A 1,380-nucleotide genomic window follows, 5' to 3' on the forward strand; every position below is an offset into this window, starting at 1 on the left:
CCTTGACACTGCCGGCGACGCCGGTGACCTGCATCGGGATCGAGTGGGCTGCATCGCAGCCGCATTCCCAGCTGCCACAGCCACGGCGGACCTTGACAAGGTTCATCTTTGCCTTGACAATCGCCTTCTTGATGGCATCGCCGACTTGGACGTCCTTGCCCTGGCCAAAGCCGATGTACCCGTTGCGGTTTCCAACGATGACAACGGCGCGGAACTGGACACGGCGGCCGGAGTCGGTCATGCGCTGCATCATGGAGATGTCGAGGACCTGGTCCTCGAGGTCGGGGAGGAAATAGTCAACGATCTGGGGTTCCTTGATGGGCCTTCCGCTCTCAAGGACCTGATCGATGCTTTTTATCTCGCCTGCGGCAACGAGCTTGCCAAGACCGGTGACCGGGTGCCATTCTTCTCGTTCGTATGCCATGTTATGCCATCTCCTTCTTTATGGCGGCTGCCACCTGTTCAACAACCGCAACGATGTCACCGGCATTCTTGTTGTATGCCGCGATGTGCGCACCCTTGAGGCGATCTTCCGAGGGGAGGATCTCCTCACCGTAGGGGATGTCGAGACCGGCGTCCACAGCACCCTTCAGGGCTGCAAAGACGCGGGCGCCCGGGGTTGCCCGGTTGAGCCCGATGTCGAGAATCGCGCTGTCCTGCTGGGCCTTCTTTGCCTTGACGGCAAAGAGCATGCCCGTGAGGTATGCCGCGGGGGTGTTCGAGGTCGATCCCTTGTATCCGTATTGCTCGAGTTCTTTCGAGTTTGCAGCTACGAGGGTACGGTCGCCGTCCATCTCAGCCGTGACGAGCTGCACGATGATGTGCCGGTTTGTCTTCCTGACGACCATCCTGGGTACGTCTGCAACGACAAGCCGCGTCCGCTGGTAGTAATCGGTTTTGCCTTCCCGCCGTCTCCGGAAGGGGACAAAATACCGTGATCCTGTTGCCATGTTACTTCATCCTCCCTGAGAGGATCTCCATCTGCGCCTTCATGTGCGCAACGCTCCTGAACTGTCCGCCTGCCGCTTTCCGGTAAAGGATACGGTACATGTGCCGGTCGATTGTACCGGCTGCGCGGAGTTCAACGAGCACTTTCCTGATCGCGCGGATCTTCTGGACCCATGCGGTCTTGCTGGGATTGCGGGCTCCCGCTGCACCCTTTCTCCTGCCTGCGCCTTTCCGGTGGCCGTAGGATCGCTGGGCGATCCGTGCGCGTGCCCGGCCGCGGCTGACACCCTTCTTCTGGCGTGCCTTGATGACGCCCTCGGTGATGAGGCCCTTTAAGTCCTCGCGCGAGATGGCGTTCTCGATATCAGAGATGCGGGCCGGGTCGAACCAGACTCGGTTGACACCGCACTTCAGGATCGCCGCTGCAACGCG

The 1,380-nt window shown here is 60.4% G+C and carries 3 protein-coding genes; all 3 read right to left on the bottom strand.

The features are described from left to right. Positions 1-424, bottom strand: a 424-nt coding sequence (gene rpsE / locus CW742_RS13185) for a 30S ribosomal protein S5 (protein ID WP_292421126.1), incomplete at its 3' end; no start/stop codon positions are given. A 1-nt stretch (position 425) separates the two neighbouring features. Further along, complete coding sequence (locus tag CW742_RS13190) at positions 426-950, bottom strand: 50S ribosomal protein L18 (RefSeq protein WP_292421128.1); 525 nt, start codon at positions 948-950, stop codon at positions 426-428. Position 951: 1 nt separating this feature from the next. After that, positions 952-1,380: 50S ribosomal protein L19e (locus CW742_RS13195; protein ID WP_292421130.1), on the bottom strand; the 429-nt coding region annotated here is incomplete at its 5' end.

The sequence above is a fragment of the Methanoregula sp. genome, from assembly GCF_002835825.1.
Lineage (GTDB): Archaea > Halobacteriota > Methanomicrobia > Methanomicrobiales > Methanospirillaceae > Methanoregula.